This window comes from Mesorhizobium cantuariense (genome assembly GCF_042647205.1).
Classification (GTDB): domain Bacteria; phylum Pseudomonadota; class Alphaproteobacteria; order Rhizobiales; family Rhizobiaceae; genus Mesorhizobium; species Mesorhizobium cantuariense.
Window position 1 is genome coordinate 254,585 of record NZ_JBHRVD010000001.1, and the last position, 24,125, is coordinate 278,709.

A 24,125-nucleotide genomic window follows, 5' to 3' on the forward strand; every position below is an offset into this window, starting at 1 on the left:
AAAAGAGGTAACCACCAATGCCGCAGTCGGCTGAAAAAATTCTCGACCACGCTCCTCTGTTCCGCGAGCCGGAATATAGGCAGATGCTCGCCGAGAAGAAGCTGAATTTCGAATGTCCGCACCCCGATCAGATCGTCACCGATCAACGTGAATTCACCAAGACCTGGGAATACCGCGAAAAGAATCTCGCCCGCGAAGCGCTTGTGGTGAACCCCGCCAAGGCCTGCCAGCCGCTCGGGGCGGTGTTCGCGGCCGCGGGCTTCGAGCGAACGATGTCCTTCGTCCATGGCAGCCAGGGCTGCGTGGCCTACTACCGCTCGCACCTGTCGCGCCATTTCAAGGAGCCTGCTTCGGCGGTTTCCTCCTCGATGACGGAAGATGCGGCGGTTTTCGGCGGCCTGAAGAACATGGTCGATGGGCTAGCCAACACCTACCAACTCTATGACCCGAAGATGATCGCCGTCTCCACGACTTGTATGGCCGAGGTCATTGGCGACGACCTGCACAGCTTCATCGAGAATGCCAAGGACGAAAACTCCGTCCCGCGCGATTTCGACGTGCCCTTTGCCCACACGCCGGCTTTCGTCGGCAGCCATGTCGATGGCTATGACGGCATGGTCAAGGGCATTCTGGAGCACTTCTGGAAAGGACAGGAACGCAGTCAAGTCAAGGGAACCATCAACATCATCCCGGGCTTCGACGGCTTCTGCGTCGGCAACAACCGTGAACTCAAGCGCCTGCTCGATCTGATGGGCGTGTCCTACACCTTCATCCAGGACGCCTCTGACCAGTTCGACACGCCGTCGGACGGCGAATACCGCATGTACGACGGCGGCACGAAGATTGAAGACGTGAAGAAGGCACTTAACGCCGAGGCGACAGTTTCACTACAGCGTTACAACACCCGAAAAACGCTTGAGTATTGCGAGGAAGTCGGGCAGGCGACGGCCCCGTTCCATTATCCGCTCGGCGTCCAGGCGACCGACGAATTGCTGATGAAGGTCTCGGCGATTTCCGGCAAGGAGATCCCCGAGACAATCCGCCTGGAGCGCGGCCGACTGATTGATGCCATGGCGGACAGCCAGTCCTGGCTGCACGGCAAGAAATACGCGATCTACGGCGATCCGGACTTCGTCTACGCCATGGCCCGCTTCGTCATGGAAACCGGCGGCGAGCCGACACATTGCCTAGCCACCAACGGCACATCGGCATGGCAAGCCGAGTTGAAGGAACTGCTTGGTTCCTCACCGTACGGCAAGGATGCCCAAGTGTGGGCGGGCAAGGACCTGTGGGCGATGCGCTCACTGCTCTTCACCGAGCCGGTGGACCTGCTGATCGGCAATTCCCATGGCAAGTATCTGGAGCGCGACACCGGCACGCCGCTGATACGGCTGACGTTTCCGATCTTCGACCGGCATCATCACCATCGCTTTGCGCTCATGGGCTACCAGGGCGGGCTACGCGTGCTGACGGCGATCCTCGACAAGATCTTCGACAAGCTCGATCGCGAGACGAGCCAGACGGGCGTGACGGACTATTCCTATGACCTCACCCGCTGAGCGCTGCGACCGGCCTTTCGTCGAAGCCGGCCACCTTTCACTGGCCTTTTGGAGACCGATCAAATGTCCTCGCTCAGCGCCAAGATTCAGGATGTCTTCAACGAGCCCGCCTGCGATAAGAACCGTGGCAAGGATGCCAAAGCGCGCAAACAGGGCTGCGCAAAGCCGCTGACGCCGGGAGCGGCAGCCGGCGGCTGCGCCTTCGATGGCGCCAAGATCGTGCTGCAGCCGATCACCGACGTTGCGCACCTGGTCCATGGGCCGCTCGCATGCGAGGGCAATTCCTGGGACAACCGCGGCTCGGCTTCATCCGGGCCAACGCTGTGGCGCACTAGCTTCACCACCGATCTCGCCGCACTCGACATCGTGATGGGGCGGGGCGAGCGTAAACTTTTCAAAGCGATCCGCGAGATCAAGGAGGCACATGCGCCGCCAGCAATCTTCGTCTACTCGACTTGCGTAACGGCGCTGATCGGCGACGACATCGAGGCCGTCTGCAAGCGCGCGGGGGAAAAATTCGGCTTGGCCGTGGTGCCGGTCAATGCGCCGGGCCTGGCCGGGTCGAAGAACCTCGGAAACAAGCTCGCCGGCGAGGCTTTGCTCGAACACGTCATCGGCACCGTGGAACCCGACGACGCCGGGCCCCACGACATCAACATCCTTGGCGAATTCAACCTATCGGGTGAGTTCTGGCTGGTGAAGCCGCTGCTCGATCGGCTTGGCATCCGGGTGCGCGCCTGCATTCCGGGGGACGCGCGATACATCGACGTTGCGTCGGCTCACCGCGCCCGGGCGGCTATGGTGGTGTGCTCGACCGCACTTATCAACTTGGCTCGCAAGATGGAGGAGCGCTGGGACATCCCGTTCTTCGAGGGCTCCTTCTACGGCATCACCGATACCTCCGAAGCACTTCGCAACATTGCTGAACTGCTGGTGAGGAAAGGCGCCGATCGACAGATCCTCGATCGCACAGAGACGCTGATTGCACAGGAGGAGGCGATTGCGTGGAAGAAGCTCGAGGCTTTCCGGCCGCGGCTGCAAGGCAAGCGCGTGTTGCTCAACACAGGTGGTGTCAAGTCATGGTCAGTCGTCCACGCGCTGACGGAGATCGGCATCGAGATCGTCGGCACCTCGGTAAAAAAATCCACGCTCGAAGACAAGGAGCGCATCAAACAGATCCTCAAGGACGACAACCACATGTTCGAGCAGATGCCAGCGCGCGACCTTTACGCCATGCTCTCAGAACAAAAGGCCGATATCATGCTGTCGGGCGGGCGCACGCAATTCATTGCGCTCAAGGCCAAGACGCCCTGGCTCGATATCAACCAGGAGCGCCAGCATGCTTATGCCGGCTATGACGGCATGGTGGAACTCGTACGCCAGATCGATCTCGCCATTCATAACCCGATCTGGCACCAGGTGCGCGAACCGGCCCCGTGGGATTGCCAGGCTCATGTGAAGGACGAACTGCCGGGTACCAGGAGCGAGGCCGCGACCTTGCACGCTGCCGAAGAATTCGCCGGCCCGACGGCCGGCGATTTCGGCGAGTGTTGAGGAAAGCCGATGTCCCGCATCCTTTCCCAGACCAAATCAGCCGCGGTCAATCCGCTGAAGTCGTCACAGCCGCTCGGTGCCGCCTTGGCCTTTCTTGGGGTCGAAGGCGCGATGCCGCTGTTCCACGGCAGCCAGGGCTGCACCAGCTTCGCGCTCGTGCTCTTGGTACGGCATTTCAAGGAAGCCATCCCGCTGCAGACCACCGCGATGGACGAGGTGACGACGATCCTCGGCGGGGCGGACAATCTTGAAGAGGCGATCCTCAACATCAAGGCTCGCACGAAGCCGAAGCTGATCGGGGTCTGCACGACGGCGCTGGTCGAAACCCGTGGCGAAGATACAGCAGGAGACGTCGCCGACATCAGGCTGAAACGCGCGCAAGACCTCCCAGGCACCGAGATCGTGCTGGCCAATACGCCGGATTTCGAAGGCGCAATCGAGGAGGGCTGGGCCAAGGCTGTCAGCGCGATGATCGAACGGCTTACACGCCCTGGCGAGCAGGTGCGGCAGTCAAAGAAGATCGCGATCCTCCCCGGCTGGAACCTCACCGTGGCTGACATCGAGCATTTGCGTGACATGATTGAAAACTTCGGACTCGAGCCGGTGATCCTGCCGGACGTCTCCGGCTCGCTCGACGGCACCGTGCCTGAGCGCTGGGTCACGACCACCTATGGCGGCACCAGCGTGGAGGGTATCCGCGAACTTGGCACGGCCCAGTACTGCATCGCCATCGGCGAGCACATGCGTCGCTCGGCGGAGGTGCTGCGGAAGGTGACGGGCGTCCCTTACGTGCTGTTTCAGTCGCTGACCGGATTGAAGAGCACCGACCGGTTCGTCTCGCTCTTGTCCGCGATCTCGGGAGAGCACGTGCCGGCAGGTGTGCGCCGCCGCCGGGCACAATTGCAGGATGCGTTGCTCGACGGACATTTCCATTTCGGAGGCAAGAAAATTGCGATCGCAGCTGAACCAGACCAACTCTACCAACTCGCAACTTTCTTCATCGGCATGGGCTGCGAAATCGCCGCGGCGGTCACCACGACCGATATGTCGAAAATTCTGGAAAAAGTACCGGCGCAGTCGGTTCAGATCGGTGATCTCGGCGATCTGGAAACTCTTGGCGCCAGTGCCGATCTCCTCGTCACCCATTCGCACGGACGCCAGGCGGCAGAGCGCCTCGGCATTCCGCTCATGCGCGTCGGCTTCCCCGTCTTCGACCGGCTCGGCAGCCAGCACAAGCCCACAATCCTCTATCAGGGCACCCGCGACCTGGTTTTCGAGGTTGCCAACATTTTCCAGGCTAACCGGCAGGCGCCGACGCGTGAGGAATTCTGTCCACTCGGTAAGCGAGAAACGTCAGATGGGTCCCGTCCGCCGCCTCTCAGTCGTCCCTGACGAAGTCCACGGTCCCGTGCGTGAGCGACCAGCAGGCGCATTGCGCGTGGCAATCGCTACGCAAGACATGAAGGATCTCAATGCGCATTTCGGGTCCGCCAGGCGCTTTGCCGTCTACGACGTGACGCGCGAGGAATGGAGTCTCGTGGAAGCCGTGGCCTTCGACGACGTTTCCGACCAGAGCGGGAAGCATCAGGCCGAGGGCGATGATCGTATCACGCCGAAGGTGGAGGCCCTGAAGGGATGCCATCTCCTGTTTTGCCTGGCGATCGGCGGGCCTTCGGCAGCGAAGCTTGTTTCGGCGAAAATCCATCCGATCAAGGTGCCTCAGCCGGAAAGCATTCAGGAGGTGCTGTTGCGCACGCAGGTGATGCTCAGGACGTGTCCTCCCCCCTGGCTGCGCAAGGTGCTGGCGGAGGCAGGCGCCACCAACAAGAAGCCGTCCTTCGAGGTCGAGGACTGAGATGAGGAGAAACGAAATGTTTGATGCCGCAGTTGGCCCTGCGATCGCCGACGACGAGGCGGCCCTTGCCACTCCATTCGTCAAATGCCTTGTGCGGCTGATCCGTGCGCAGGATTCCTACGGGTCATGGGAAGGCAAACCGGATGCCGAGCTGCTGGGAGACTTTATCCTCACCAAGGAACAGCGCCGTGCGATCCCAATCGTCGACGATCCGGATCCGGACGTGCTGTGGAGGCTCGATAAGTTCTACGCCGCCGTCGGGCTTGCGATCGAGGAGCGCTCCGGGCTGATGGCATCTCCGGTGACGGAGATGAGTCATGAAGGCTTTGGGCGCGTCATTTTCACGGCCGGGCGGCTGGTCGTTCTGTCGAAGACCCTGCGCGACGTCCACCGGTTCGGCTTCGAGACGCTGTGGAAGCTCGCAGCGGCCGGCACGAAACTGGCCGGCGATGCAATCGCAACGATCGAGGCCTATCCCGAGGTGGCACGGGCGTGAGGAAACCGGTTGTCGAGCAGGGGGTTCATGTCAGGTCTTGAGCAGCCGCGATGGCCAGCCCACGCAGCCGACGCGGTCCAGGCCGATGCGGTTGTTGGGGTAGCGCTGATGAAGCCACTCGTCCTGATCTGTTCGCAAGATGCCGAGTTCTATCTGTTCCTCAGCCACATATTGGAGGTGGATGGATTTACCAGTGAGCCGGCAGGCGGCGCGAAGGAAGCACTTGCAAGGGCCGACGAACGAGAATTCCAGGCCGTGGTGCTGGACTGCGGGCCAGCGAGCATAACCGGGTCCGCAATCTGCGCCCGGCTCAAGCGGGAGCCTCGGACCGGCAGCCTGCCCATTATTGCCCTGATTGCCCCCGGCGCCGAAAACCAGCACCTCGATCTCCTGAAGGCAGGCATTGACGAGAGCTTTGTGCGGCCGATCGCCCCAGCCAAGCTGCTCGACTGTCTACGCGCGAAGCTGGCGTTGACGAAGCGGGGTTCGAACGGGTTTGAAAACGGCGGCTGGCTCTCCTGTGGCAAGCTTGAGATGAAGCTCGACGCCCACCGGGTTCGTGGCAATGGCCACGAGATCCATCTCGGGCCGATCGAGTTCAACCTGCTGCGGCTTTTGCTTGAGGCACCAGGCAAGGTCTTCACTCGGGACGAACTGATCGGCGCGGCCTGGCCGGCCAACATCCATGTCGGTGTACGCACCGTCGATGTCCATATGAGCCGGCTCAGAAAGGCGCTGAAGGAGGCCTCGCCTGGCCTCGCCATCCGTACCGTCAGATCGGCCGGCTACTCACTCGAGGAGCTGGACGGCTGAATGGATAACGGCTGCTGCCATTCCCCCATTCCCGTCGTGCTTAGGGCAAGTTTCGGGGCTTTGAAACGCGCCTAACAGGCTGTTGAAAAAGTCGGGTTCAAGCGTCGATTTTCCGCTTTTTGGGTTCGCAGGGCCAGTCGTCTCAATTTCTCTCGCTGAAAACATTGAGTTTTCTGGCACGCGTAAGAGCGATCTCGGTAGTTTTGAGAGGGTCAAAAACCTTTTTCAACAGCCTGCTAAAGGACATGTTCAGAAAGAAGCAGTCAAATGGCTTTCAGAAGCGTACTCAATGTGACGGGGTCAGACCATGGCGATCAGGACGTCAGAATAGCTGCCACCTTGTGTGCCGAAGTTGGGGCGTATCTTTCGGTTCTGGTGATGTCGCCTCCGCCGCTCGTTATGGCGTCTCCGCCACTCGGCGATGGCATCCACGAGTGGCCTGGACAACGCGCACAGGCTATCGCCAGACTGGAAAAACGGTATAGGCAGATCGAGAGATTCTCACAGGACATGGCCACACTGGAAAAAACAGCCAGGGAAATTCAGACGCTGCTAAGAGCAATGTGGCTTTGCTATGACGTCGATACCGACTACTGCGATCAGGCCAGCGTCGGTGACGCGGTGCGACAGCGGGCGCTCTGCGCCGACCTCACGATCGTCGGACCCGCACTTCTGAACGATGATCATCTTGGACCTTCTGTCGTCAACGGCAGCTTGTTCGATACGGGAAAGCCGGTGCTTGTTGTGCCGAAGGGCGCTGAGGCGACACTGTCGCCACGGCGCGTGGTGGTCTGCTGGGATTCGCGAGTCGAGGCGTCCCGTGCGGTTAGGGAAGCGCTGGATATCTTGTCCCGTGCTGAGGAAGTTCGTGTCACACTCGTCGATCCGGAGCCAACCTGCAACGCAAACGGCGCGGAGCCCGGAGCCGACATTGCAGCCTATCTCACCCGGCACGGTGCTCGGGTGGCGGTCGACCGCCTGCCGAGCGCCGGCAAACCTGCGACCGCGGTGCTTGCACAGCACGCAATCGACACGTCTGCCGACATGATCGTCATGGGCGCTTATGGCAGCCGCCGGCTGCGTGAGCGGCTCTTCGGCGGCGTCACGAGATGGATCGTTGGGAAGCCAGCCTTGCCGCTGTTTCTGGCCCGCTGACCGGGTTCGGACTGCTCATCGGGACCGTTCCTTGTGCACCTGATGCCGCAGTCCGCTTGAAGATGCCAGTGAAGCTTTTTGGCCGGGAGGAGCAGTGTGAAGCGGCCTGGCCGGGCAACGTGAGTGTGGTGCAATTCGCGAGGCTTGGTGCGCACGCGTTCGCCGCGACTTTCTCCGAGGTGTCATCAGGGCAGGCCACCAGGGAGATCAACTCCATGTCGGCGGCTCTGAAGTGCTTTGAAACCAGCCTTTCGCCTTGGCGTCTTTACATCCGCACATTGCTCCAGAAGCCAGACGGCTGAATGTGCGGGATCATTCCCTTTTTCTCGTGCTGAGGCTTCTGGTCAAGGGTTTGGCCGCAACGGCATGGTCGTCGCTTTCACTGTAACAAAAATAAGGGTGCGTCAAAAATGACACGTAACTGAAACGATTTAAAATATAAATAACAAATGCAATTATTGCTTAAAGAATTTAACACAACAATTAATTATCTCGCTTGACCTCTATGCTAAGGTTAGAATCCATCGCGTCCGTAAGACTGGTTTTATGCCGCTCCCCGTGCGCCGATATAGTCAATAACGCGTGGACATACGAAAGATCGGCTCCGGCCAGCTCAGCCGGACGGAGCCACATGGCAATGCAAAGAGCTTGGCCGCCAAGGCAATGGTCGAGCAGAAGGAAAACGAAATGGCCAGGACCGAAGACAAAGCTGGCGAAAAGAATCGAACTGCCTGCGTCCTGGCATTAGACCCCGCCAAAGCCTCCGGTCATCTCCTTGCAGTCGCCGAAGAAACAAGCGAGCAGTCGACAGGAGCTCTTGTCAAATTTGCGTCGGATGCTGAAGACGCCGGGAGAATGCTCAAAACCATCTTCCAAAGCGCAAAAGCCGTCGGCGACGGACTGTCGTTGGAGACGGTCGCACTATTGCGGACCAACGCCGAGGCCGCCTTCTCGCATCTGCAGGCGTTGGTTGGCGCGAAGGCGCAGTCGGAGGCCATCGAGCTGCAGTCGAATTTCTTGCGCCAGAGTGCTGAGATGTGTGTGGAGCAGGCCAGGGAATTCCAAGCACTCACCATCGTGGCGGCAGCGGACCTCGCCAGGCCGATCAACGACGTCTTGGAGAAAGCGCTGACGGACTTCGAGGCGACCTGATGATGGTGGCGGCACTGAAAGGTCATCCTTTTCGACTCCGTAGCCCGCCGGCTCTAAGGGCACCGCCGATGATGGAGGTGAGCCGTCGGTGCATCGGGCGCATGTCTTTTTGATGAGTCCGGCTGTTGGTCAGTTAGGTGAAAACCCTTCCCCAGGTGCATGTGGGTCCACCTTAAAGACGTCTCGGAGCGTGCCGGAGGTGGCGCGAAACTTATGCGACCGCTGCTCTCACCGACGCGGCATCGGCGCGATGAACGATTTTCGAGGAATGGGATCATGTCAGGGCTTGAGGAACTGCAGAGAAAAGTCCGCAAACTGCAATCGCGCGCGGGAAATGCGAAGATGGAATTGCACGACCTGGCTGAAGACCTCCCGGTAAACTGGACCGAGATCAAGGCGGTCGCCGAAAAAACGTTCGACGTGTTTGCCGAGTTGGATGCTACCAAGAGAGATCTCGCCGCGTTGGAGAGTTCACCATGAGTAGCACTTTCGTCACCCGCGATGGCTCCTATGCGATGCCGCAATATCTGACCGCTATCGACGGCACGACCTGCATCGGCTGCGGCCGCTGTTTTAAAGTCTGCTCGCGCGGGGTCATGCATCTTTACGGCGTCGATGACGCCGGTGAAATCCTCGGTGCCTGCGACGGCAAGGACGATGACTTCGATGGCGAGCTCAATCGCATGATGATGGTGGTCGACCATGCCGGCCGCTGCATTGGCTGCGGAGCCTGCGCCCGCGTCTGCCCGAAGAACTGTCAGACCATGTCGCGGCCGACCAGGTCGCGGCATGACATGACGAGACAAACGAGGAGAATGGCGTTGCCTTTTAGAACTTTTTTTTGCGTCCTGGTGCTGGTTCTCTGCAGCAACGCTGTGATTGTCTACTTCGCCTCGCATTCTGTCCGTCTAGCAATCGTCACGACGCTGGCCTGCTCGCTGCTGCTTCAGATGGTTTATTTTGCAAGCGTGCTGTTTCTGGTCTGGCGGTCCAGCGCTTGTAGAGCGGGTGAAAAAGGGCTGAGCATTTCGGCAGGGGAAGGAAGTTCGAAACCAGCCGTCGGACCATGACGAGATGAGGGATGAACCTTCGAATGTGCCTCAGCTCGTTCGATGGGGGGCACATCGCTGCTCTGTGGCGCAGCGACAAGGTCAGACGTCAATCTCACGCCACTTTGGGTCAACCAAGGGGGCATTAAGCGGATCGTCAAAATATGTGCGCTTGAAATGCCAGATGTGACCGCATCCTGGGCCGTCCAATGGCGGGAGATGCAGCCGCTTGGGTACCGTGGGCACATAATAGCCGTCGCAGAACGCCGGCATGCGAGTTGCTTCGTCTCGATCATGACGAGGGGGGCTCGAAAGTATGATGAGGCTCTTCTGCAACGTCCAAGAGCATAGCTGGCTTCAATAAACGGCCCCTTCGAATGACCGATCGAAGCTGGTCTCAGCTCGATCACCGTTGATGGAGAAAACATGCTGGAAAAGTTCGAACGCTACCCGCTCACCTTTGGACCCACGCCCATCGAGAAGCTCGAACGCCTCGGCAAGCATCTCGGGGGCAAGGTGGAAATCTACGCCAAACGGGAGGACTGCAACTCAGGTCTCGCATTCGGCGGAAACAAGCTGCGCAAGCTCGAATATATCGTCCCCGACGCGATCGCGTCGGATGCCGACACGCTCGTCACCATCGGCGGCGTGCAGTCAAATCATACCCGCATGGTCGCCGCGGTTGCCGCCAAGATCGGCATGAAATGCCTCCTGGTTCAGGAGAGCTGGGTTCCCCATGAGGATGCCGTCTATGACCGGGTCGGCAACATTCTCTTGAGCCGCATCATGGGAGCAGAGGTGCGCCTGGTCGAAGCGGGCTTTGACATTGGAATCCGCCACAGTTGGGAAAAAGCGCTCTATGAGGTCAAGGCGAGGGGCGGCAGACCGTATGCGATACCCGCCGGCGCCTCTGTCCACCCAAATGGCGGCCTCGGCTATGTGGGCTTCGCCGAGGAGGTGCGCGCCCAGGAGAAACAGCTTGGGTTTGCTTTCGACTACATTGTCGTTTGCACCGTGACAGGCTCAACCCATGCCGGCATGCTCGTCGGGTTCGCAAGAGATAACCGACAGCGCAAAGTGATCGGTATCGATGCCTCTGCCACGCCCGAAAAGACCAAGGCCCAAGTGCTCAGCATTGCCCAACAGACAGCGATGCTTGTCGATCTCGAAATGGAACCTGTCGAAGATGACGTGGTGTTGCTCGAAGACTACGCGTACCCGCGTTATGGCATTCCGTCGGAGGAAACCAAGGAGGCGATCCGTCTATGCGCGCGGCTCGAGGGCATGATTACCGACCCCGTTTATGAGGGTAAATCGATGCAAGGGATGATCGACCTCATCCAGAAAGGCTTCTTCCCGGAAGGCTCGAGAATCCTCTACGTACATCTCGGCGGCGCGCCGGCTATCAACGGTTATGGCTACACCTTCCGCGACGGCTGATGCTCGACAGATTGCGATTAGGCCGCGCTGCCGTGACGGCGATACCGACACATGCTTGCTGTATGGCAGAAGCGCCATGACCCGCCGCTGACGCTAAACTTGTGGTCTGATTGCCTGATCTGATTGGCAGGCAAGCGGGTGGGCCACAAGCAAGTGCGTCAACTACCAGATGCCGTAGTATCAACGTTTGCCCGAAAAATCTAGATATTGGAACGCAGAGCAACGGTGAGCTGCCGCGCAAGCCCTATCTCCATTGTGTGGCGAATACCTTTTGCCCGAGCAAGTCGGCATTACAAACCAGACTGTCGGAAATCACCGACCGTCCTGATCCCGTCCGGACTGATCCAATCTTCTAGGAAATGAAAGAACAACCGACCCCAACCAAACGCTCTAGTCACCTCTCGCTAAATGCGACGCCTAAATTCAAGGGAACCCTAACATGAATACCGACATCTTCATGGCTCATGAGTCCAACGTTCGTCGCTATGGGCGGTCGTTTCCCGCAGTCTTTACGAAGGCGCTTGGGGCGACAATCTGGGACGAGTCCGGCAAGCCGTTTATCGATTTTCTTGTAGGGTCCGGCGCGCTCAACTACGGACACAACAATCCGACCATTATGGCGCCAGCAATCGAATATCTCGTCGGCGGGAACATTCTATTGTCCCTTGACATGTATACTGCGGCAAAGCGTGAATTCATCGAAGTGTTTGTCGATTCTATCCTGAAGCCAAGAGGGCTTTCTTACAAGATACAGTTTCCAGGGCCGACCGGTACAAACGCTAATGAAGCGGCACTGGCGCTGGCGCGAAAATATACCGGCCGCTCGAGCGTCATGGCATTCACGAATGCGTTCCACGGTATGTCGCTCGGCTCTCTGGCGGTATCGGGTTCGGCGTCAACCAGGGAGCTGGGCGGCGTTGCTCGCCACGACGTGATCCGTGTTCCCTATGACGGCTATCCGAACCAAGCTTTCGATTCGGCCAGCTACATTGACTATGTTTTGAGTGACTCGGGGAGCGGCATAGAAAAGCCAGCCGCAATCATTCTGGAGACCATCCAGGCAGAAGGCGGCCTCAACACCGCATCTGCAGCCTGGCTCACAGAAATTCAGCGCGTTTGCCGTGCGCACGGCGTCCTTTTGATCGTCGACGACATTCAGGCAGGTGCGGGACGCACGGGCGAGTTTTTCTCATTCGAGTTCGCGAAAATTGAACCCGACATAGTGTGCCTTTCCAAGTCACTGAGCGGTTCAGGTAGTCCATTCTCCATTGTTCTTATTCGCCCCGATATGGACATATGGAATCCTGGAGAACATAGCGGGACCTTCAGAGGCAACAATTTCGCCTTCGTGACGGCAGGGGCTATGTGCAAAATGTGGTCAGATACACAATTTACCGCAGGCGTCGAGCGGACAGCCGTCAAGCTGCAAACGCACCTCGACAGCCTTATTGCGAAATTTCCCAAATGCATTGAACAGAAGCGCGGCCGCGGTCTGATGGCCGGCCTCAAGTGCCGTTCATCGGCCGCTGTGAGCCGTGTGCACGATATCGCGTTCGAAAATGGCTTGCTGATCGAATCTTCAGGGCCAAATCGCGACGTTATCAAAGTCCTCCCGCCGATAACCATCACCGAGGACGAACTTGATCGTGGCATCGCGATCCTTGATCACGCACTACAGGAGCAAGTCAATGGAGACTAACCAGGTATTTCAGGCGCCAGCTATTTCACCTCTTATGTTCAGAGAAAGAACCGGCTCGATCAGCACTGCGGAGATCATCTCGGTCCTGAAAGGTGAGACCACCGGTCTGCACATCAAGCAAGCATTCAGCACGCAAGTAGCCGACGAGATCACCGCCAACTTTATTCGCAATCCAGGCCGCAAGGAGCGCAAAGATGGCGTTCCAGGAGAATATGTCGGTGCATCTCACTACAGGAAGGATGCAGCCACCTATTTCGCAGAGGCAAAAAATGCGAAGCCGCATGTCGACGCGCTTTTTGGCAATTTGGTTGATCCGGTCCGCGGTTTGTTCAACGCGTTGAAGCGCGAACTGCACGACCAGGGCATTGAATTGCGACTGGCACGGTCGGAGGATGGACAGGCTAATATTTGTCGCGCTCTTAGCTGGTCTGGCGGGGGCACGTATGCCCTGGAGCCTCACGATGATGTCGCTCAAGTCCTTAATGCCGGGAACGATTACGAGCTTCCTGCGGTGGCGAACAACATCGTAGCGGCGCTCAACTTCTATCCCAGCATGGCCGAGGAGGGTGGAAACCTGCGGCTTTGGAGCCACAAGCCGACCGTCACCGACCGAAAGTCACTGGGTGTGGAGGCTACAGGTTATCCCTACTCGGCGGCTTATCTTGAAACCGTTCCTTTTCGCGACCTCCAGCTTAAGGCCGGGGACATCGGCCTTATCGACGGCGGATTCGTCCACGGAGTTACAGGTCAATCAGGCAACGGAAGGCGTCGTCTTGTGCTGAACAGCTTTTTCGGGTTTGCGCGGCGGGATCTTATTCTCTGGTGGACCTGACATTGGATGTCGCAGCCACGTATCATATCCCTCGAAAAAGGGGAACTTTAGTTATTTTTTCAGCCTGTGATGTTCCCTGTCAAGGTGAAGAGGAGATCGGCTGCTTGGCAGGTTGCGCAAAGCGCTCGGATCGGCTGAGGCTGCAGGCAGGGGTGGAGCTAAAAGACGACGGTTGATCAGACGCTCATCCGCGGGTCGCTACCGCCTTCCGTGTTCGTCTCGGGTTTCCTCGGTCAAGAGGGCGGGCGTGGTGCGCATCGGCTCGGGCCACATAACTAGCCGGGAGTCCCCTGCTGTGGCATCCCCGGCACTGTGTAGCGGGTTGGGTGGAGACCGGCTATGACGGTGCGACCTCCTGCCGATGGCCCACAAGAAGGCGGCCACTTCGCGTGCGGTCGCAGCCCCGACTACCCGCGCTTGCCGGCGTCGCTGTGACTACGATAGCGTCGCAAAAGCCGGAACAGCCCCCTTCCAGGAGTATCGCGGACAGCCTTGGGCAGCCCGTCGAGCCGGGCTGCCCCGCTGACCCTGGCGGGATAGCGGTAAGTCCACGCTGCTTCGATCAGGGCGCGGCGGCGCGTTGATTGCCGGCGAGCGTAAGGCTCGTCCTGTGGACCGGGTCGCCGGTCGAGCGCTCTCTCGGGACGAGGCCGAGAAAAGCCATCAACTTCGGCGGCGAGTCTGAGGGTCTTCGGTGTTGATCGCATCCGGAAAACTCCAACCTCCGGCGCTCCAAACTTCGGTCTCAGAGCAAAAGCCGGAAAACTCCAGCCTCCGGCGCTCCAAACTTCGGTCTCAGAGCAAAAGGCAGGGAAACTCTATCTCCCCCTGGTCCAGAGAAGGGAACCGGGGCAGCAACCGCCGATACTCTTCGCGATCAGATGAAATATCAGGAGCTGCCAGCTACGTCTTGCGCACCAATAATTCCAAAGTTCAGCGCTTTTATCGCGGCGGCCGTTCTGTTGCCAGAATCCAGCTTACGCATTACGTTCTTTATATGGAAATTAACAGTATTCACGGATATCCCAATAATCTTTCCTATTTCCCACGAGGATTTCCCCCGTGCCGTCCACAGTATACATTCTTTCTCTCTTGCGGACATTTCGGGGTATTCATTAACAGAGCGTGAATCAGTGAGACGGGCCACCCTCAAATCGAAATGGATTGCAGCAAGCTCCAAGTATGTGATTGTTCTATTTTGGAATCCGTAGTCACTGGGTCGAGCAAAGCTCATGAACGCAAAGCGGCCTTTGGGGCCATGCAATGGAACGCTGATGCCCGACCTTAAGCCGAACGTCGCAGCCTCATCGAAAACACGCCGTTCGTCTTCAGTCGTGTTCGCGTCGTTGTACACATCGCTCCATCGAAAGGGGATCGTTCGCTGTCGGCTTGTCTTGATGATGGGATCTATCCTGTCATAACCCATTTCGAAATAGCGCTCTCGCCATTCATTGGGATAGTTCAGCATGATCGTCGGTTCGGGTCGTGCCGGCTTTAAAGATTTTAAATCGGGTGCAAGAGAGCCGTAGGCGATCCAGGGGCAATCAAGATTCAGGGCAAAGGCAGATAAGAGGTCGAACAACTGCTCGGACTGAGCAGCGGCGTCCGCCTGATCGAGATACCGGCCGAGTTCCACCGTAAAGACCTCTTTGGCGGCCTTGGGGAAATGCATCGATGGGAACAAAGAAGGCTGGTCGGGCATTCTTGTTGCCAGCCCTCGAAGTTGACAGACCGCAGCTATCGGCGGGCGTTCCATTATCTCTGCTCCGTAGCCATTTGCCCCGGATATCGTCACTGGCGCACAAACTGCCGGCAGTATGTCGGGTCTGCACGTCGTCCTTGTTAGGCCTGCATCGTCAAAATTCTACCATCGCGGTGAGGCTAGAAGGGTTTACTTAACTTAAAATTTTTTGTCATATGTATGAAGACTGTTAGGTTTGTAGCACAAAAAACACACATTTCTGTCGCGTGTGATCTGATATGGAATGACAGATATACTAGTTAACAGTGTTGAATTTGAGTGATGATGTTGTGCAATACGTGACCCAAGCAATATTAAAACGCAACATTGAGAAATAATGATAGACTCTGATTGTGCTTTGAGCCAATCTATTGAACAATCGTGGCAGCCCGGTTGAGATGCGACGGAGCTCCCGCGCCGCCCGCCGATAGCCCCGCGAGCAATCCCCGCGTTTTATGGAGTTCCATAGGTAAAGCAACAACGTCAGTTCCTGGGTAGTGCGACCCTAATTGTTTGAACCGACGTCATACCGGGATCACGTGTACGTCCCGCGGGACAGCTTCTTGGAGCGAGGCCTCCGAGAAGGTATATGCCGAGTTCTGTCGACGACAACATTCGGAGCTCATCCGTCGGCGAAAATACGCCAGTTGGCCCGATTGAAGATGCAGCTTTTAAGCCATGTCCAGCAGGCAAAGCTGCAGAAGGTGCCGCAACAATATTGCTGACCAGCCCCAACTCTGGTTGCAGTCAAACACTGCTGCGTAGGACCAACAGCTAGCCGAATTGGTGGCAGTCCCAATGCGGAGTTCGCGACCGAATACTGAGTTCACAGAACCCATGGCCAGCTGCGCACGCCGACACTGATCTCGCCTCTGCACAGCCTTTCCAGCTTGGTCGATATGGACATTGTGAGGTAATCGATTGATAGTCCCTGAGGCTCATTCCTGGACGGGATCGGTTGCCAAGATTCGGGACCTTGCCATTACCCAGGACTGGGCGATCTCAAGTTGCATCTGGTAGCGTTCAATCAGCGCCGTCCAAAGCGGTCTACCATGAGAGTACGCGGCATTTTCAACAGTTCGTCTCGCGTCAACCAAACGAGCCAATCGTCGTCATGTATCCCGTGCGCAGGCAAGTGCAGGACTGATCCGTGCGGCTCGCGGTGAAGATAGCCATAGCGGTCGACAACGCCTTTTTCGATGTGCCAGCCGGCAACCAGTGCATAAATGAAGTCCGGCGACCATTTGGCCCATGCCAATCCGAATGCGATGCCACCAATATAGGTAGAGAGTCCGCGGCCTCTGAAGTCCTCGCGCAACCAGATGTCGCCATGTTGGCCAGCCAGTCGATAATCGCTTTTCATGGATTAAAGGCGCTTTGGAATTCGATGCTCTCCGCCAAGCCTGCATCGACCCAGAGGGTCGCGCCTTCGTCGGCGAGCAACCGCCTCGATCGGCAATGCCGTCGCAGGTCATCTCGCACGTCGTTATCGACGGCGCGGATTGGGCCACCACACCTTCTATCCACCTCAACCCGGGCCTTGTAGCCATTATCGGGGCGCGGGGATCTGGCAAGACGGCCTTGGCAGATGTCATTGCGGCAGGCTGCGATGCGATTGCGCCCTCCGGCTGGAACGCTGACGAGAATATCAGTCCGTCCTTCTTGGCACGGGCGCGCAGGCTGATCGGAGGCGCGACGGCGACGCTCACCTGGGGCGGCGGCGCCGAGGTTACTCGCTCGCTCAACGGCAGCGACGCCAACGGCCATATCTCCTTTCCACGCGCCCGCTATCTCTCCCAGCAGTTCGTTGAAGAGCTTTGCTCGGCTAAGGGTGTCTCCGATGGTCTTGTGGACGAGATCGAGCGCGTGATCTTCGAGTCCCATTCACAAGAAGATCGTGACTGGGCAACCGACTTCGCCGACCTGCGCGACCAGCAGACTGCACGTTTTCAACAAGCACGCAGTCGTGAAGCTGGGGCGATCTCGGACGTCTCAGAACGCATCGCCGGGGAGTTCGAGAAGGAAACCCTTGTCGCCACATTATCTATGCAAGTCGCGCAGAAAACGAAACTAATCGCGGACTACGCGGCCGATCGGGCCAAGCTCGTCGTCAAAGGAACCGAAGCGCAGGTTGCCCGCCACACCCAGCTTAGCGCCGTGGCTCAGAATCTTCGGAACAGGATCCAAACCCTCGGAAATCAACGCCGTGCCTTCGTAGCCCTGCAGGACGAGGCCCGTAGTATGCGCGCCACTGGCGCACCGGAAATGCTCCGCCAAACCCAGGCGCGACATGCCAACAGCTTCCTGGACGCTAAGCAGTGGGACGACTTCCTGTTAACTTACAAGGGCAATGTCGATCAGAGCTTGGTAGCTTACATCGCGTGGGCGGATGGCGAGGTGCGAAAGCTGAACGGCGTTCCACCGCCGCCTAGCGGCCATAGAAGGGGCCAGCCTTGCGTCTGTCGAGGAGCTCTTGATGGCGGGCCTTGCGATCCTGAAGCACACGTTCAACCTGTCGGACGACGAGGTGTGCGCCCGTTGGGTGGAGAACCCCTACTTTCAGTCTTTGCGGCGAAGAGTTCTTCTGCCACACGCCGCCCTTCGATCGCTCGTCAATGACGCGCTGGCGCGATCGCATGGGTGAAGAGCGGATCGGGGCACTGTTGCAGGAAAGCCTTGCGGTCGCGATCAAGACCGGCGCGATGAAGCCAGCCGATACGCGCCAGGTGACCGTCGACACCACCGTGCAGCCGAAGAATGTGATGTTCCCGACCGACGCCAAGCTTACTCATCGCGCTCGCGAGCGGCTGGTACGGCTGGCTGAGCAGCATGGCATCAGGCTGCGCCAATCCTATGTCCGCGTGGGTAAGTTCGCGTTGATCAAGCATCAGCGTTATGCGCACGCCAAACAATTCAAGCGAGCCAACAAGGCCTTGCGCAAGCTGAAGACCTATCTGGGTCGCACGGTTCGCGACATCCGTCGCAAGATTGCCGGCAATGGAGGCCTCGAGGCGGCTTTCGCACGATCGCTCCATCAGGCTGCCGATTCCGACGAAGCCGCCCCTTTGTTCCGACATGATTGCGCCCCCCGATTCCGAGATGATGTCGCCCCCTGGGGCTAGGGCTTGCTGGCTGTGATTGTTGTCATTTCGTACGTGCCGTGTGTCAAGCTTTTTGCGCTTGTTTGCGACGCAGGCTTTCGCCCGTCAGATCGATGCGGTGGGCGTTATGAATGAGGCGGTCCAGGATTGCGTCGGCATAGGTTGGATTTCCGATGACGTCATGCCACGCCGACACAGGCAGCTGGCTGGTGATGATGGTGGAGCGTCGCCCATAGCGGTCCTCGAGGATTTCGAGGAGATCGTGCCGGGCCTGGTCGTTGAGAGGCTCCAAGCCCCAGTCATCGAGGATGAGCAACTGGACGCGTCCGAGGGTTCTCTGCAGACGTGCATAACGACCGTCGCCTCTGGCGAGCGCCAGATTGGCGAACAGTCGTGGGACACGCTGATAGAGAACGGACCGGTCATCCCGGCAGGCCTTATGGCCGAGCGCGCAGGCCAACCAACTCTTGCCGACGCCTGATGGGCCGCAGATGGCCAAATTGTCGTGAGCGTCGATCCAGTCTCCGGCGATGAGCTTGATGAACAGGGCCCGATCGAGGCCACGCTCACCGCGATAGTCCACATCTTCAGGCGCCGCCTGATGGCGCAGCTTGGCAAAGCGCAGGCGAGCGCCGAGCTTGCGATCGTAGCGCCAGCTCCATTCCCGGTCGAGCAACAGCGCCAGCCATTCGCCATGTGATAGCTGTTCGGCTTCGGCATTGGCGGCCAGTTCATTGAACGCCTTGGCCATTCCGGTCAGGCCCATGGTGTTGAGCCGGTCGAGGGTGGGATGTGCAAGCATGTCATTCTCCTTCAGTGGTAATAGCGGGAACCGCGGATATTAGGGTGGTCGATGGGCTCGCGAGTCGTCGCCTGGCTCGACGATGCCCGGTCGAGGTGATTGTCGAGGATTGAGCGGACGGAACCATAAGTCCGGGCGCCGATCTCCAGCGCCCGGCCGCAGGCGGCGTTGACGCGCTCGCGGCCGAAGCCCTTGACGAGCCGGATGACGCCAAGACAGGCGCGGAAGCCTTGTTCGGGATGCGGCCGATCCGCCAGTATCTTCTGGCACAGCAACGCCACATCGGGGCCGATCGCGGAAGCTTCCCGGGTGATCCTCTCGATCGTCCAGTCGGCAAAGCGGCGGTGCGATGAAGGCATGTGATCCGACACCGTCGTGTGCCGCCCATTGCCGCTGGAGCGCAGATGGGCGGCGATCCTCTCGCCCTTGCGGAACAGCTCGATGGTGGTCGCCGTGATGCGCGCCTCCATCTGCTCCCGCGCAAAGCGGTATGGCACCGAGTAATAGTGCCGGTCGATCTCGACATGGTAGTCGAGGCCGGCGCGCCGAATGCGCCATTCAGCAAAGACGTAGCGCTCAACCGGCAGCGGCTTGAGCACGGGCCGGTCGATCTCTTCGAACAATTGCCGTCGCGTACGATTGACACGACGCAGCACCCGGCGATCGTTCAGATCGGCAAGCAACTCGCCGATCGCCGCGTTGACCTCAGCCAGGCTGTAAAAGACACGATGGCGCAGGCGACCAAGAAGCCAGCGCTCGACAATCCGCACCGCCGCCTCGACCTTGGCTTTGGATAAAGCCGTCAACTGCAGCCCGTATGGGGACGACCGGCCTCACGGTCCGCATTACTCACCCATTCCACCCGCTTAAAGGCCAGACCTTCGACATGATCAGCCGCAGCCCGCATTGGGGCGACGACCGGGTGATCTACCGGGCGGCGGACGGGACCTTGCCCACGATTGCCGCCGCAATGACGGACATGGAGCAGCCTGACGCATTCCGGCGCGTCGCGGCCGGGCGCGCGGCGTTCCGGACGGCCGACCTATTGGATTTGCTCACGCTGCTGGACCGGGTCTCTGCGCCGGGGGAGGCGGAGGATGCGTAAGGTTAAATACGCCGCTGATGTAAGGCAAATTACGCCGCAATGCCTGCTCGAATACCGCAGATGTGCCCTGAGTTGCCGGATTCATCTCAGGCATCGTGAAGCGAGCCTGTTTGACGTCTCATCATATAAGGCGTATTTATATTTACGAATCAATTTGGATGATTGTCATGGCGAAGCCAAAGCCAGGACGACGCGACCCAAAGGCCGAGGCCTTGGCCCGCGACGGCGCGCTCAACCCTCACCCCGAGGCCGTGCGCGACACGCTGTTTGCCGGCAATCCCTTCTTCGATGCCAGGGACCTTGTGCAGGTCCGCTACGAGATGGTGCGCCGCCATCAGGCCGATCGCGTGCCGATCAGCGACGTCGCCAGCGCCTTCGGGGTCTCGCGGCCGACCTTCTACAAAGCTCAGAGCGCCTTGGCCGAGCACGGCCTCGGCGGGCTGGTGCCCCAGCAGCGGGGGCCAAAGGGCGGCCACAAGATCTCTGCCGAGGTCCTCGCCTACATCGACCAACTCAGGACGACGAGGCCCGACCTCACCGTGCCGCAATGTGTAGACGCTATCGCCACACGCTTTGGCGTCAGGGTGCACCGGCGAAGTCTGGAGCGGGCCGTGGCGCCCAAAAAACGACTCGATCTGCCTTAACCGTCCGCGCGACCAGCCTCGTCGGCACATACGAACAACTGCGCGCCGCGGTGCTCAGCGCCCGGCTGATCACCGGATCAGGTCTCGTAACCCTGCGCCGTCAAGGCATGGTCGCCTGGATCAAGGCCCCAACGACAACACCCAACTTTACGCCGCCTTGCCTGGTACATCGCCCCCCGTCGGCAGGCGCGATCGCCACCAGCGAGCTCACCCTCATCCTTGCCAGCCTTGTTGTCACGCTAACCGCGGAGCCAGCACATGCCTGACCTCAAAGTCACCGCCGATCACCTCCGGCGCGACGCCTACCTCTACATCCGTCAGTCTACGCTGCGACAAGTCGCCGAGAACGGCGAGAGTACGCAGCGACAGTATGGGCTGCGTGATCGCGCCATTGCCGCCGGTTGGCCGACCGAACGCGTCCACGTGATCGACTGCGACCTGGGCAAATCGGGATCCAGCGCCGTTGCCCGCGACGGCTTCCAGGAACTGGTCAGCGAAGTAGCGCTCGCCAAGGCCGGCGTCGTCATGGGGCTGGAGGTCTCGCGCCTGGCCCGCAACTCCGCGGACTGGCACCGGCTGCTTGAGCTTTGCGCCCTGACCAGCACCCTCATCCTCGATGAGGATGGGGTCTACGACCCGGCCAGCTTCAACGATAGGCTTCTTTTGGGCTTGAAAGGAACGATGTCGGAAGCGGAGTTGCACTTCCTCAAGGCTCGCATGCGCGGCGGCCAACTCAACAAGGCAAGCCGCGGCGATCTGAAGATAGGGCCGCCCGTGGGCCTGGTCTACTTGACCGATGGCACCCTCGCACTCGACCCGGACGCCGAGGTGCAGGCCGCGCTCCGCATGGTGTTCACGACCTTCGAGCGTCTGGGCAGCGCCACCAGAACCGTCAAGTTCTTCCTCGATGAAGGCATCTTGTTCCCGCGACGACTGCGCAAGGGACCGCACAAAGGCGAGCTGATGTGGGCGCCGCCACGACACGCCCGTATCCTCCAGATCCTGCACAATCCGCGATATGCCGGCGCCTTCGTCTACGGTCGAACGCGTGGACGGCCGCGCCCGGGCGGCGGCGTCTCGCAGATCAAGGTGGATATGGCTGACTGGCGGTTCGTCATGCCCGACATGCATCCCGGTTATATCGACTGGGAGCGCTTCAAGGCCAACCAGGAGCGTCTCGCCACCAATGCACAAGCCTATGGAATGCAGCGCCACGCCGGGCCGGTGCGCGAAGGATCCGCCTTGCTGCAGGGCCGCGTTCTCTGCGGCCTGTGCGGCGAGCGCATGGGAGTTCATTATAGCCAAGAGCACGGCCAACCCGTCCCGACCTATATCTGCCAGGAGACCGCCACCCGCCGTGGCGGCAAGGTATGCCAGTCCGTGCCCGGCAAAGTCGTCGACCCGGCGGTGGGTGCATTGCTTGTCGAGCTGATGACGCCGATGACCCTTGACGTCACCCTGGCGGTGCAGCGCGAGCTTGAAGCACGTGCCGCCGAGACGGACACTTTGCGCCAACAACATATCGAGCGGACGCGTCATGACGCCGAGCTCGCCCGGCGCCGCTACATGAAGGTCGATCCCGATAATCGCCTCGTTGCCGACACTCTCGAGGCCGAGTGGAACGAGAAGCTGCGGCTCCACACCGACGTCGTCGAGGACTATGAACGACGCGCGCCCGAGCAAGCCGCTGCCCTCGATGCCGAGACGCAGCAACGCGTCCGCGATCTTGCCGAGCAGTTCCCGCGGATCTGGAGCGATCCCCGCATCGACATGCGTGAGCGCAAGCGCATCCTGCGTCTGCTGGTCGCCGACGTCACCTTGGTCAAGGCCGAGACGATTGTCGCAAACGTGCGACTATCCGGCGGAGCGACCCGCACCTTGACGCTCGACCGGCCCTTGCCGATCGCCCAGATCCGCAAGTTCAAGCCTGAGCTCGTCGCCGATGTAGACCGCTTGCTCGACCGTCATTGCGATCGCGAGATCGCCGATATCTTCAATGAACGCGGTCTGCAGACCTGGGAAGGCAAGCCGTTCAATCTCAAGAAGGTCGCCTTCATTCGGGCAGCCTACAACCTGCCCAGTCGGCGCCAGCGACTGCGCGATTGTGGTATGCTCACCACCCAGGAAGTGGCCGAACACTTCGCTATCGCCGAGACCGCGGTGCATCAATGGGGGCGCCAGGGGCTTATCACCAAAGTCTACAGCGACAATCTCAACCGTGGTCTGTGGGATATTCCTTCCGACCTCACGATTATCAAAGGCCGCCCGGGCCCGAACGCCGTTCCCGCCCGCCGTGCCTTAATTACCGCTCCATCAACCGGACAGGACTCATTATGAAACATTCTCCTTGTCGCGTGGCCGTCTCGGCCGGGCAGGCAGCACCGAACTGCCATAATGCTCGGCCATGCCGGCATAGGTGCGGTTTACCTGCGGGTCGTAGCGGCAGGCCTTGATGATGGGACCTTGGCATTGTCGGGAACCAACAGAGCCGGCGCGCCGCCGAACGCTTCCAGTGCATTGACGTGACACCCCAGCCAGTCCGGAAGCGTCTCACTCCAGCGCGCTTCCGCATAGGATAGGCTCGACGCCCCCAACACGGCCACGAACAGATGCGCCTGCCGCGTCTTGCCCTTCAGCCGGTCGACGACCACGGTCACAGTGTCGCCGGCGTAGTCGACGAAGAGTTTGTCGCCAGCGGCATGGTTCTGCCGCATCGTCACCGGCAGGTTGGATGCCCAGCCTCTGTAAAGATCACAATAACGGCTGTAACGGTAACCATCGGGGTGACGCTCGATGTATTCGTCCCAAAGGATCTGCAGCGTCACATGCTTGCGCTTCAACTCGCGATGCACGCAAGCCCAGTCCGGCTCCACGCTGCGGCGGTGCCCCGTCTTCGTCCCGTTCGCCTTGTAGAGCGCAGCCTCCAGGACCGCGTCCGTGATCTCATCCCCTAACGGCCAGGCCAGGCCGGCAGCCTCCGCCCGGCGAAGCGTTTCGCGCACCGTCGAGGGCGCTGCGCCCACACGGTATGAGATCGCCTTGTGGCCAAGGCCCTCTTCAAATCGATATCTCAAAATCTCGCGGACACGCCGCATGGTCACTCTCTCCGCAGGCATTTCGTTCCTTCC

20 protein-coding genes and 5 pseudogenes are annotated in these 24,125 nt (G+C 59.6%); 20 read left to right on the top strand and 5 right to left on the bottom strand.

Going from position 1 to position 24,125, the window contains the following annotated elements; all coding sequences use genetic code 11:
• The first annotated feature begins 17 nt into the window (after positions 1 to 17).
• The 15 genes and pseudogenes from nifK to ACFOJ9_RS01280 all read left to right on the top strand — a co-directional run bounded on the left by nifK (position 18) and on the right by ACFOJ9_RS01280 (position 13,604).
• Positions 18 to 1,559 carry a nitrogenase molybdenum-iron protein subunit beta gene (gene nifK, locus ACFOJ9_RS01210; RefSeq protein ID WP_378976536.1) on the top strand — a complete coding sequence of 514 codons (1,542 nt, stop codon included), beginning with the start codon at positions 18 to 20 and terminating at the stop codon, positions 1,557 to 1,559.
• 63 nt (positions 1,560 to 1,622) lie between these two features.
• Positions 1,623 to 3,113, top strand: coding sequence for a nitrogenase iron-molybdenum cofactor biosynthesis protein NifE (gene nifE / locus ACFOJ9_RS01215; RefSeq protein ID WP_378976538.1), 1,491 nt, complete (start codon positions 1,623 to 1,625; stop codon positions 3,111 to 3,113).
• Positions 3,114 to 3,122: 9 nt separating this feature from the next.
• A complete protein-coding gene (nifN, locus tag ACFOJ9_RS01220; protein WP_378976540.1) occupies positions 3,123 to 4,505 on the top strand; it encodes a nitrogenase iron-molybdenum cofactor biosynthesis protein NifN in 1,383 nt (460 codons plus the stop codon).
• Positions 4,471 to 4,968 carry a nitrogen fixation protein NifX gene (gene nifX / locus ACFOJ9_RS01225; RefSeq protein ID WP_378976542.1) on the top strand — a complete coding sequence of 166 codons (498 nt, stop codon included), beginning with the start codon at positions 4,471 to 4,473 and terminating at the stop codon, positions 4,966 to 4,968. The genes nifN and nifX overlap by 35 nt, the downstream gene beginning before the upstream one ends.
• A gap of 16 nt (positions 4,969 to 4,984) precedes the next feature.
• A complete protein-coding gene (locus tag ACFOJ9_RS01230; protein WP_378976544.1) occupies positions 4,985 to 5,464 on the top strand; it encodes a NifX-associated nitrogen fixation protein in 480 nt (159 codons plus the stop codon).
• Between the two features lie 27 nt (positions 5,465 to 5,491).
• Positions 5,492 to 6,277, top strand: coding sequence for a response regulator transcription factor (locus ACFOJ9_RS01235; RefSeq protein ID WP_378976546.1), 786 nt, complete (start codon positions 5,492 to 5,494; stop codon positions 6,275 to 6,277).
• A gap of 267 nt (positions 6,278 to 6,544) precedes the next feature.
• A complete protein-coding gene (locus tag ACFOJ9_RS01240; RefSeq protein ID WP_378976548.1) occupies positions 6,545 to 7,432 on the top strand; it encodes a universal stress protein in 888 nt (295 codons plus the stop codon).
• Positions 7,387 to 7,734 carry a hypothetical protein gene (locus ACFOJ9_RS01245; protein ID WP_378976550.1) on the top strand — a complete coding sequence of 116 codons (348 nt, stop codon included), beginning with the start codon at positions 7,387 to 7,389 and terminating at the stop codon, positions 7,732 to 7,734. Before ACFOJ9_RS01240 ends, ACFOJ9_RS01245 begins: the two co-directional genes overlap by 46 nt.
• Before the next feature lie 346 nt (positions 7,735 to 8,080).
• Positions 8,081 to 8,584, top strand: a complete 504-nt coding sequence (locus ACFOJ9_RS01250) for a phasin family protein (protein ID WP_378976552.1) — start codon at positions 8,081 to 8,083, stop codon at positions 8,582 to 8,584.
• 276 nt (positions 8,585 to 8,860) lie between these two features.
• The gene (locus tag ACFOJ9_RS01255; protein WP_378976554.1) at positions 8,861 to 9,064 is read left to right on the top strand and encodes a CCE_0567 family metalloprotein; all 204 of its coding nucleotides are present in this window, start codon (positions 8,861 to 8,863) and stop codon (positions 9,062 to 9,064) included.
• Positions 9,061 to 9,377 (top strand): annotated as a pseudogene (gene fdxB / locus ACFOJ9_RS01260) (ferredoxin III, nif-specific). The gene ACFOJ9_RS01255 and the pseudogene fdxB overlap by 4 nt, the downstream one beginning before the upstream one ends.
• 1 nt (position 9,378) lies before the next feature.
• Positions 9,379 to 9,654: an exopolysaccharide production repressor protein gene (locus ACFOJ9_RS01265; protein WP_378976556.1), complete on the top strand. Its 276-nt coding sequence runs from the start codon at positions 9,379 to 9,381 to the stop codon at positions 9,652 to 9,654.
• 405 nt (positions 9,655 to 10,059) lie between these two features.
• Entirely contained in the window at positions 10,060 to 11,073 is a 1,014-nt protein-coding gene (locus ACFOJ9_RS01270; RefSeq protein ID WP_378976558.1) for a 1-aminocyclopropane-1-carboxylate deaminase, read from the top strand.
• A 439-nt stretch (positions 11,074 to 11,512) separates the two neighbouring features.
• Positions 11,513 to 12,772, top strand: coding sequence for a diaminobutyrate--2-oxoglutarate transaminase (gene ectB, locus ACFOJ9_RS01275; RefSeq protein ID WP_378976560.1), 1,260 nt, complete (start codon positions 11,513 to 11,515; stop codon positions 12,770 to 12,772).
• Positions 12,762 to 13,604, top strand: coding sequence for a 2OG-Fe(II)-dependent halogenase WelO5 family protein (locus ACFOJ9_RS01280; protein ID WP_378976562.1), 843 nt, complete (start codon positions 12,762 to 12,764; stop codon positions 13,602 to 13,604). The genes ectB and ACFOJ9_RS01280 overlap by 11 nt, the downstream gene beginning before the upstream one ends.
• A gap of 889 nt (positions 13,605 to 14,493) precedes the next feature.
• Here the strand turns inward: ACFOJ9_RS01280 and ACFOJ9_RS01285 are convergent.
• Both ACFOJ9_RS01285 and ACFOJ9_RS01290 read right to left on the bottom strand, forming a co-directional pair.
• Positions 14,494 to 15,306, bottom strand: a complete 813-nt coding sequence (locus tag ACFOJ9_RS01285; RefSeq protein WP_378976564.1) for a helix-turn-helix transcriptional regulator — start codon at positions 15,304 to 15,306, stop codon at positions 14,494 to 14,496.
• A gap of 1,066 nt (positions 15,307 to 16,372) precedes the next feature.
• Positions 16,373 to 16,708 carry a hypothetical protein gene (locus tag ACFOJ9_RS01290; protein ID WP_378976566.1) on the bottom strand — a complete coding sequence of 112 codons (336 nt, stop codon included), beginning with the start codon at positions 16,706 to 16,708 and terminating at the stop codon, positions 16,373 to 16,375.
• Between ACFOJ9_RS01290 and ACFOJ9_RS01295 the strand changes: the two are divergent.
• A pseudogene (locus ACFOJ9_RS01295) lies at positions 16,672 to 17,775 on the top strand (TrlF family AAA-like ATPase); the annotation flags it as partial. The gene ACFOJ9_RS01290 and the pseudogene ACFOJ9_RS01295 overlap by 37 nt on opposite strands.
• A 40-nt stretch (positions 17,776 to 17,815) precedes the next feature.
• Positions 17,816 to 18,386: pseudogene (locus tag ACFOJ9_RS01300) on the top strand (transposase); the annotation flags it as partial.
• A 124-nt stretch (positions 18,387 to 18,510) separates the two neighbouring features.
• Here ACFOJ9_RS01300 and istB read toward each other — a convergent pair.
• Positions 18,511 to 19,248 (bottom strand): IS21-like element helper ATPase IstB, encoded by a 738-nt coding sequence (gene istB, locus ACFOJ9_RS01305; protein ID WP_378976448.1) that lies wholly within the window; start codon positions 19,246 to 19,248, stop codon positions 18,511 to 18,513.
• Positions 19,249 to 19,259: 11 nt separating this feature from the next.
• Positions 19,260 to 20,039 (bottom strand): annotated as a pseudogene (locus ACFOJ9_RS01310) (Mu transposase domain-containing protein); the annotation flags it as partial.
• A 26-nt stretch (positions 20,040 to 20,065) separates the two neighbouring features.
• Here ACFOJ9_RS01310 and ACFOJ9_RS01315 point away from each other — a divergent pair.
• The 3 genes from ACFOJ9_RS01315 to ACFOJ9_RS01325 all read left to right on the top strand — a co-directional run bounded on the left by ACFOJ9_RS01315 (position 20,066) and on the right by ACFOJ9_RS01325 (position 23,334).
• Positions 20,066 to 20,353 carry a DUF5372 family protein gene (locus tag ACFOJ9_RS01315; RefSeq protein ID WP_378976568.1) on the top strand — a complete coding sequence of 96 codons (288 nt, stop codon included), beginning with the start codon at positions 20,066 to 20,068 and terminating at the stop codon, positions 20,351 to 20,353.
• A 167-nt stretch (positions 20,354 to 20,520) separates the two neighbouring features.
• Entirely contained in the window at positions 20,521 to 20,997 is a 477-nt protein-coding gene (locus tag ACFOJ9_RS01320; protein WP_378976570.1) for a helix-turn-helix domain-containing protein, read from the top strand.
• Positions 20,998 to 21,255: 258 nt separating this feature from the next.
• The gene (locus ACFOJ9_RS01325; RefSeq protein WP_378976572.1) at positions 21,256 to 23,334 is read left to right on the top strand and encodes a recombinase family protein; all 2,079 of its coding nucleotides are present in this window, start codon (positions 21,256 to 21,258) and stop codon (positions 23,332 to 23,334) included.
• On the opposite strand, the pseudogene istA reads toward ACFOJ9_RS01325, so the two are convergent.
• Positions 23,335 to 24,092 (bottom strand): annotated as a pseudogene (istA, locus tag ACFOJ9_RS01330) (IS21 family transposase); the annotation flags it as partial. It lies immediately after the preceding gene.
• Between the last annotated feature and the right edge of the window lie 33 nt (positions 24,093 to 24,125).

Bases quoted from the DNA above. Each gene is read 5' to 3' on its own strand.
- nifK (WP_378976536.1), top strand. From the start codon at position 18: ATGCCGCAGTCGGCTGAAAAAATTCTCGACCACGCTCCTCTGTTCCGC.
- nifE (WP_378976538.1), top strand. From the start codon at position 1,623: ATGTCCTCGCTCAGCGCCAAGATTCAGGATGTCTTCAACGAGCCCGCC.
- nifN (WP_378976540.1), top strand. From the start codon at position 3,123: ATGTCCCGCATCCTTTCCCAGACCAAATCAGCCGCGGTCAATCCGCTG.
- nifX (WP_378976542.1), top strand. From the start codon at position 4,471: ATGGGTCCCGTCCGCCGCCTCTCAGTCGTCCCTGACGAAGTCCACGGT.
- ACFOJ9_RS01230 (WP_378976544.1), top strand. From the start codon at position 4,985: ATGTTTGATGCCGCAGTTGGCCCTGCGATCGCCGACGACGAGGCGGCC.
- ACFOJ9_RS01235 (WP_378976546.1), top strand. From the start codon at position 5,492: ATGTCAGGTCTTGAGCAGCCGCGATGGCCAGCCCACGCAGCCGACGCG.
- ACFOJ9_RS01240 (WP_378976548.1), top strand. From the start codon at position 6,545: ATGGCTTTCAGAAGCGTACTCAATGTGACGGGGTCAGACCATGGCGAT.
- ACFOJ9_RS01245 (WP_378976550.1), top strand. From the start codon at position 7,387: ATGGATCGTTGGGAAGCCAGCCTTGCCGCTGTTTCTGGCCCGCTGACC.
- ACFOJ9_RS01255 (WP_378976554.1), top strand. From the start codon at position 8,861: ATGTCAGGGCTTGAGGAACTGCAGAGAAAAGTCCGCAAACTGCAATCG.
- ACFOJ9_RS01265 (WP_378976556.1), top strand. From the start codon at position 9,379: ATGACGAGACAAACGAGGAGAATGGCGTTGCCTTTTAGAACTTTTTTT.
- ACFOJ9_RS01270 (WP_378976558.1), top strand. From the start codon at position 10,060: ATGCTGGAAAAGTTCGAACGCTACCCGCTCACCTTTGGACCCACGCCC.
- ectB (WP_378976560.1), top strand. From the start codon at position 11,513: ATGAATACCGACATCTTCATGGCTCATGAGTCCAACGTTCGTCGCTAT.
- ACFOJ9_RS01280 (WP_378976562.1), top strand. From the start codon at position 12,762: ATGGAGACTAACCAGGTATTTCAGGCGCCAGCTATTTCACCTCTTATG.
- ACFOJ9_RS01285 (WP_378976564.1), bottom strand. From the start codon at position 15,306: ATGCCCGACCAGCCTTCTTTGTTCCCATCGATGCATTTCCCCAAGGCC.
- ACFOJ9_RS01290 (WP_378976566.1), bottom strand. From the start codon at position 16,708: ATGAAAAGCGATTATCGACTGGCTGGCCAACATGGCGACATCTGGTTG.
- istB (WP_378976448.1), bottom strand. From the start codon at position 19,248: ATGCTTGCACATCCCACCCTCGACCGGCTCAACACCATGGGCCTGACC.
- ACFOJ9_RS01315 (WP_378976568.1), top strand. From the start codon at position 20,066: ATGGGGACGACCGGCCTCACGGTCCGCATTACTCACCCATTCCACCCG.
- ACFOJ9_RS01320 (WP_378976570.1), top strand. From the start codon at position 20,521: ATGGCGAAGCCAAAGCCAGGACGACGCGACCCAAAGGCCGAGGCCTTG.
- ACFOJ9_RS01325 (WP_378976572.1), top strand. From the start codon at position 21,256: ATGCCTGACCTCAAAGTCACCGCCGATCACCTCCGGCGCGACGCCTAC.